Raw genomic sequence first — 7,644 nt, 5'->3', positions numbered from 1 at the left:
AGGCAGGGGGCTACTGCAGAAGCGACTCTGGGCCAAAAAGTCAGGCCCGGACTTTTGCTTACAGTACGTTATGTTCCCGCCCCTCTTAAATTGTTTGCTCCAAGCTCTCGTGGACAGCCACATTGTTAAAAGAACCACTAAGGAAGCTCGCCCCTGTCCTCGAGCCGAAACGCGTTTCGCAAGGCAGGGGGCTACTGCATAAGCCAACTCTGGCACAAATTCCAAGACCGGGAATTTCTGCCAGAGTTGGCTTATGCTCCGCCCCCTAAACGCCTTGCTTCACGCTCTTACACAAAAAGCTTCCCAAACAAACCCGCCTCAGGTTAGTCTAGAAAAGCTTTTTAATCGCCGCATACGCCGCGGCATTTTGTTATTTGATGATTTCGTGAATCAGCTTGATTGGGGCTGCTTGTGCTGCAATTTCAATGTTGTCATACAACAGTTTCTTGATATCTTCCACATCTTCTCGGTTGCTGTAGATGGTCAGCAGCGGTTCGCCAGCTTTCACTGGGTCGCCCACTTTTTTATGGAGTTCCAGACCGACTGCGTAGTCTAACTGGTCATCCTTTGTTTGCCGACCACCACCAAGGAGCATGCTGGCGATACCTAATTCGTCCGCAGTCATTTTTGACACGACCCCAGCTGTTTGTGCTGGCAAGTCGATCTTAAACTGTGCTTGCGGCATCAATGTTGGGTCATCGACCACGTTGCCGTCGCCGCCCTGCGCCACGATCATTTGCCGGAAGGATGCTAACGCTTTACCGTTATCAATGACCGTTTGCAACATGGCCCGTGCTTCATCAAGTGTCTTGGCTTTCTTCGCCAACACAACCATTTGACTGCCGAGAGTCAATACCAAGTCAGTAATATCTTCCGGTCCTTCACCCTTTAGAATACTGATTGATTCTTGAATCTCAAGCGCGTTACCGATCATGTTTCCTAGTGGCTGGTTCATGTCTGAAATGACAGCCATGCAATCCATTCCAGTGTTTTGACCGATTGAAACAAGCGCTTTGGCGAGGTCACGAGCCTGGTCTTCACTCTTCATGAAGGCCCCGGAACCCGTTTTCACATCTAAGACCAATGCATCCGTCCCAGACGCAATTTTCTTACTCATGATGGAACCGGCAATCAACGGAATTGAATCCACGGTGTCGGTCACATCTCGCAACGCATATATTTTCTTATCAGCTGGTGCGATGTTGCCCGTTGCTCCAATGATGGCCAGGTGAATATCCTTGACCTGCTGCTTAAATGCTTCCTCCGTCAGTTCAACGTTGAACCCGGGGATGGCTTCCAGCTTATCTAAAGTCCCGCCGGTATGGCCCAGACCACGACCGGAGATCATCGGAATTGGGATGTCCAGCGCTGCAATCATGGGTGCCAGCGGAATACTCGTCTTGTCGCCGACCCCACCGGTTGAATGTTTGTCCACCTTAATTCCCGGAATATCGGACAAGTCCAACTGGTCGCCTGATTTTAACATTTGCATCGCCAGTTCGGCCTGTTCACCGTCCTGCATGCCGTTAAAGTAGATGGCCATCAGCAGTGCACTCGTTTGGTAGTCAGGAATCGAACCATCGACCACCCCGTCCACGAAGAATTTAATTTCCTCGTTAGTTAAAGCGCTTCCATTTCTCTTGTGGTCAATCACGTCGACCATTCTCATAGCAGTTTCCTCCTGTTAGGATTCCTCCAGCAGTTGGTGAGCTGTGTCAATGTCGGTGATCAAACAGTTGGTGTAACCACCGGCTAAGGCGCCTAGAATGGCGTCAAATTTACGTTTGCCACCCGCTACCAGAATTGATTTTTCCTTATTTTTTAAGTCTTCTAATTGCACACCGACCGTCCGCCGGTTGATTTCAGGCACAGCCACGCGTCCTTCTTTATCGTAAAAACGTGAACAGATGTCGCCGATCGCCTGATGCTGAATTTCCGCTTGCTCATCAGCCGTAAAGTAGCCCGTTTGGAACAGCAGGGCATCATCTCTGACCGTCCCCACTGTGAACAGGGCAACGTTGCAGTCACGGCCCATCTCAATTAAGCGTTTGATGTGCCGGTCTTCCATCACGATGTCGTGAGTTGTCTGATTGCCAAAAATCACTGGTAAAGGCAGCACATTTGGTGATGTGTGGAACGCCTGACTGAACTTCATCAGGATCTCCTCACCATAAACGGGCGTTGGCGTAAAGTTCACACTCCCCTTAAGTTCCACGATCCGCACGTTTTGCACAGTCTGGTTCGTTAAGTGAGTTGCAACCTGATACATTGTTTTACCCCAACTGACACCGATCAGATCATCGTCCTTAACTGTCTCAGCAAGATAGTTGGCGGTGAATTTGCCAAGTTCGCTGGTCAGCCCGTGGTAGTCACTGGATTGTGTGTAGACCACGTGGGCCTCCGCTAATCCAAACTTCTCCTCCAGGGTCTTTTCCAAATTTTGAACACTGGAAAACGGATCGATGATGTTGATCTGCACGTAGCCCTCATCCAGAGCAAATTGCAGGAGCCGCGACACGGTTGGACGTGAGATTGACAGCTTCTTGGCGATCTCCGCCTGACCTAACCCTGACTCATAGTACAATCTGGCAACCCGGATACTTTCGGCAATACGTTTTTCACTGGCAGTCTTCTTCATCATTTGTCCTGACCTCACTTGGGTTAACCCCCATTATTTAACGCTATCCCCACTATCTTACCATGGTTTCTTTAGTTGTCCGGACAATTTTTAGTCGCTGCACTTAATGGCAGTTTCCAAGGAGATCTTTGCCATTTCTTCAAACGAGTGTTCACGGTCTTCAGCAGATAAGGCTTCACCGGTGGTCAGGTTATCGCTGACCGTGTTGATGGAAAGTGCGTGAACGTGATACTTAGCAGCTAGCATATACAGCGCGGCCGTTTCCATTTCCGTTCCAAGAATGCCGTAATCCGTCAATTGTTCGTAATCGATCTCATCATTATAGAACCGGTCTGCACTAAAGATGTTACCGACCTTTACCTGAACGTTGGCGTCCTGAGCGGATTGGTAGGCCTTCAACAGCATGTCGAAATCGGCCGTTGGGGCGTAAATGACCCCCGCTTTAAACGTGTTTTGAATGATGGCTGAATCCGTGCTGGCAAATTGGGCGATCAGAATATCACGAATCTGAATGTTTTTCCCAAACCCGCCAATGCTGCCGACCCGCATCAAGTGTTTAACGCCAAAGAACTTGATCAATTCGTTCGTGTAGATGGAAATCGATGGGATTCCCATCCCAGTCCCCTGCACGGAAACTTTGTGACCCTTGTACGTCCCGGTATAACCCAAGGCATTGCGGACCTTGTTGTACTGAACAACGTTATCCATAAAGTTTTCTGCGATATATTTTGCCCGTAACGGATTGCCCGGCATTAAAACAGTATCCGCGATATCGCCCATTTCGGCGCCAATGTGTGTACTCATGTTATTTCCTCCGTTCGTGTGGTTGCAGTCAGTTCAGTTTACTTGAGATCTGATAAGAATGAGGTGCCATACTCGCCCTTTTGAACACCGAAGTTTTCGAGCACAGTGGCCCCGAAGTCACCGTATGTCTGCCGAATCCCCAGTGCCTTGCCGCCTTTGAAACTTGGTGACCAGACCAGCAATGGCACGTATTCACGGGTGTGGTCGGTGCCCTTAAAACCAGGGTCGTTCCCGTGGTCAGCAGTAATGATCAACAGGTCATCATCCTTGAGTTTACCCATCAGCTCACCCAGGCGAACGTCAAACGCCATCAGCGCCTTTCCGTATCCTTCTGGGTTCCGGCGATGGCCATACATTGCATCAAAATCGACCAGGTTCGTGAAACTGAAGCCATGGAAATCCTTTTCCGCATTCTCAATGGTCTTATCCATGCCGTCATCGTTTGACTCTGTGTGAACACCATCCGTAATACCGTGACCAGAGAAGATATCATTGATCTTACCCACGGCCAGTACATCCAGCCCAGCAGCCTTTAAACGGTCCATATCTGTTTCACCGGTTGGTTCCAACGCAAAATCGTGCCGGTTTGAAGTCCGGGTAAAGTGGTCCTTGTCGGGACCAACATATGGCCGAGCAATGATTCGACCGATCCGGTATGGTTTGTCAATGGTAATTGACCGCGCATATTCACAAATCTTGTAAAGTTCTTCTAATGGAATGACATCTTCATGTGCGGCAATTTGTAACACGGAATCGCCTGATGTGTACACGATCAAATCGCCAGTAGCCATTTGATGCTCACCGTAGTCGTGGATGACATCTGTGCCTGAGTAAGGCTTGTTAACAATGATGTGCCGACCACTGAATTTTTCCAGTTTATCAATTAATTCTTGTGGGAAGCCTTGCGGGAAGAAACCGAGTGGCTCGAGAACGGGCAGACCCATCATTTCCCAGTGACCATCCATGCTGTCCTTACCAACCGAAATTTCGTGCATCTTTCCAAAGTAGCCGGACGGTGCGTCAGCAACCGGTACCCCTTCGATTGGATTTTCTGGGCGAATGTTTGATAAGCCCATTTTCTCTAAATTAGGAACCTTAAAGTTACCCTTGTAGAATTCACCAATGTGGCCCAACGTGTCGGCACCCGTATCGCCAAAGTCTTTTGCGTCACTTGCTTCACCGATACCAACCGAGTCCGTCACAATTCCAAATACACGTTTAAACGTCATCCTTACGCGCCTCCTAAAAGCTTGTCGTGATTATTCAGTAACGATCTTAATGCTGGCACTGGCACCGATCCGGGTGGCACCCGCAGCAATCATCGCTTCCGCTTCTGCCTTCGAATGAACACCGCCAGAAGCCTTAACGCCTAATCGGTCACCAACGGTCTCACGCATCAGTTTAACGTCTTCGACCTTGGCCCCGGCAGTTGAGAAACCAGTGGATGTTTTAACAAAATCTGCGCCGGCCTTTTCTGATAATTCGCAAGCGCGAACTTTTTCATCATGGTCCAGCAAACTTGTTTCAATGATGACCTTCAGCAATTTCTTTTCAGCATGAACAGCATCAGCCATGGCTTTGATGTCTGCTAAAACGGCGTCATTATGGTTAGCCTTTAGTTCACCAATGTTGATGACCATGTCCAGTTCGTCAGCGCCATCCTTCATAGCTTGTTGGGCTTCAAAGACTTTCGATTCGGTCGAAGTGGCGCCCAGAGGAAATCCAATTACGGTACAAGTGTTTACGTCTGAGTCCTTCAGTCCAGCAGCGGTGTGCTTCACCCAATATGGGTTGATACATACTGAAGCGAAATCGTATTGAATGGCTTCGGCAATCGTTTTATCGACTTGGTCTTCTGTTGCGTCTGCTGCCAGTAGCGTGTGGTCGATGTATTTAGCTAATTTCATGATGAATTCTCCTTTTTATTAAACCGTTTTACTTTTGTAACCGATTACATAATATCATGTGGTTGAACATTTGTAAACTTGTTTAATGAAATTATGTAACATACTGAATGGGGTTAACTAGAGATGATTGCGGGATTATCTGGGTTTCATAAACCATCAATAATGTGCTTAAACGCTGGCTTACGGCGAATTAAAGAATTTTGGCATCAAAAAAAAGCGTGCAGAATATTTTTTATTCCGAACGCTTTCATACTTGTTATTCAGTTAGATGCCACAGTGTTTATTGGCGCAACACACAAGGACTGTCTTAGTTGCTCATTACAATTGTTCTTGCGATGTTGCTTTTTTCTTAGGTTGCCGAAACGTATTCCGCAAGGCAAGCGGCTCATGCAGAAGCAACTCTGCTCCGCCCATTAGGCGCCTTGCACCACACTCTACCTTGTCAACTTTCCAACAATATCCGACATTGTATCCTCTAACTCTCGCTTATCAATTTTTTCAACATCGTTTTGAACATAGTACTCCATGACACCCATCATCATACCTTCAACAACGCTGATCATCAGCTCTGGATGGTCTGCTGTGACCATGAGCTGAATCATTGGGTCCATGTCATTCGGGTTATCTTTGACCCGTCTATGGACCATATCCCACAGAATTTGGTTTAAAATATCATTTAGATTTGACCGGCTTTGTCGGCTTGGTGATAAGTGCCGCAACAATGGCCAGTATGCTTCCACGTAATTGACGAACTGGTTCATCAGCGCCTGATCCGGCACCGACTGACTGATCGTACTCTCGATGGCGTTAAACAGCAGGTCGTTTTTGTCCTTGAAATACCGATAAAAGGTACTGCGGGTCACAAAACTGGCATCCGAGACTTTTGACACACTAATGGTGTCATAATACTGTTCTGCTAATAAGTCTAAAAACGCAGTAATAATTTGATGCCGCGTCCGTTCTTGTGCTCTGCCCATATAGTTGACACTCCTACTTATTAATTTAATCCACATACAATTTTACTGAAAGGTTGTGACGCTTTCAAGTGATTGTATCGTTTATTCAGCAGTTTTACTTATTTTACGGTCTTGGCGGTACGCAAAACCCACGACTGCCAGGTTTATGACAACCAAGCCAGTAGTCATTAAGAAAACGTAACGGTAGTCTAGAACACCAGCAACCAATGAGGCCAGCATTGGACCGACAACGGAACCAATAGCCTGCGAGGATTGGTTGTAACTGAAGATTCGACTGATAGCTTCCGCTGGTGTATCCAACGTCATCACTGTTTGCGTAACTGGCAGCAGCGCAGCGTCTGAGAGTCCCACCAAAAAGCGGAAGATACCAAGCGTGAACACACTCGTCACAAAGAACATCGGCAGGAACATGCAGCCACAGAAAATTAAACCGGCCATCAGTACCTTTTGCGGCCCAATGTGATCACTCAAAGCGCCCAAACGGGAGGCCGCCAACAATGTGGCAATCCCGGGCAGCGCCGCAATTACACCACTCGTCATGGCAACGTTGCCGTGACCGTGCATCAGCTCTTTAACAAACAAACTGATAATCGGGTTAATGGATGTTGTAGCCGCTTGAATCAGCATTGATGAAATAATCATAGCCCAAACAATGCCCTTATGTTTGATACCGGCAAAAGCATTTTTGTTTGCCAGAGGATTGCGCACATCCATTGGTTTGAAGTCTTCTTTAACAAAGAATAGCGTGACGATGGTTGCCACAAACATCAGGCCCCCCAAAAATGAAGAACGGGATTTGATACCCAAATAAGCCCGCAATATAACCACCAAAAATTGGTCCGATCAGTTGACCGCCAATGTTCCCAGTGGTCAGCGTACCCATTGTCTGCCCGCTTTTGTCGTTTGGCACTTCACTAGCAATCAGTGCGTAAGCGTTATTGATGTAGCCAGAAAAACAGCCCTGCAACAACCGCAAGCCGATCAAGATCCAAACGTTTGGCGAAAAACCGGTTAGCGTAGCGGTAATGGTCATCCCAGCCGCTGCCCGCATCAGCATTGGTTTCCGGCCAGTCCGGTCAGCCAGTTTTCCCCATAACGGCGAAACGATAGCCTGACTTAAGAACGTGACCGAGAAGGCTAATCCTGCGTATAAGTTCAATTGAAATTTTGAAAAATGATCCATCGTACTAATAAAGAGCGGTAAAAATGGCAAGCTCATACTAGCACCGGCACCCGTAATAAAATTACCCAACCACAGCGCATACAGGTTTTTTTGCCACTGCGGTTTTCGTTTTGCGTCAGTCAATTCTCTATCTCC

6 protein-coding genes and 1 pseudogene are annotated in these 7,644 nt (G+C 47.6%); all 7 read right to left on the bottom strand.

Annotated features, from left to right (window positions below):
- Positions 1-370 precede the first annotated feature (370 nt).
- The gene (locus FC82_RS15725) at positions 371-1,669 is read right to left on the bottom strand and encodes a pyrimidine-nucleoside phosphorylase (protein WP_056997461.1); all 1,299 of its coding nucleotides are present in this window, start codon (positions 1,667-1,669) and stop codon (positions 371-373) included.
- Positions 1,670-1,684: 15 nt separating this feature from the next.
- The gene (locus tag FC82_RS15720; RefSeq protein WP_243676966.1) at positions 1,685-2,641 is read right to left on the bottom strand and encodes a sugar-binding transcriptional regulator; all 957 of its coding nucleotides are present in this window, start codon (positions 2,639-2,641) and stop codon (positions 1,685-1,687) included.
- Between the two features lie 87 nt (positions 2,642-2,728).
- Positions 2,729-3,442 carry a purine-nucleoside phosphorylase gene (gene deoD, locus FC82_RS15715; protein ID WP_054762069.1) on the bottom strand — a complete coding sequence of 238 codons (714 nt, stop codon included), beginning with the start codon at positions 3,440-3,442 and terminating at the stop codon, positions 2,729-2,731.
- A 38-nt stretch (positions 3,443-3,480) separates the two neighbouring features.
- Positions 3,481-4,671 carry a phosphopentomutase gene (locus tag FC82_RS15710; protein WP_054762070.1) on the bottom strand — a complete coding sequence of 397 codons (1,191 nt, stop codon included), beginning with the start codon at positions 4,669-4,671 and terminating at the stop codon, positions 3,481-3,483.
- A 30-nt stretch (positions 4,672-4,701) separates the two neighbouring features.
- Positions 4,702-5,349 carry a deoxyribose-phosphate aldolase gene (gene deoC, locus FC82_RS15705; protein WP_054762072.1) on the bottom strand — a complete coding sequence of 216 codons (648 nt, stop codon included), beginning with the start codon at positions 5,347-5,349 and terminating at the stop codon, positions 4,702-4,704.
- 434 nt (positions 5,350-5,783) lie between these two features.
- A complete protein-coding gene (locus tag FC82_RS15700; RefSeq protein ID WP_056997460.1) occupies positions 5,784-6,326 on the bottom strand; it encodes a TetR/AcrR family transcriptional regulator in 543 nt (180 codons plus the stop codon).
- Between the two features lie 81 nt (positions 6,327-6,407).
- Positions 6,408-7,632: pseudogene (locus FC82_RS15695) on the bottom strand (MFS transporter).
- Positions 7,633-7,644: the final 12 nt, after the last annotated feature.

This window comes from Secundilactobacillus collinoides DSM 20515 = JCM 1123, from assembly GCF_001435975.1.
Taxonomy (GTDB): Bacteria; Bacillota; Bacilli; order Lactobacillales; family Lactobacillaceae; genus Secundilactobacillus; species Secundilactobacillus collinoides.
This window is presented reverse-complemented; position numbering and strand designations above follow the sequence as displayed.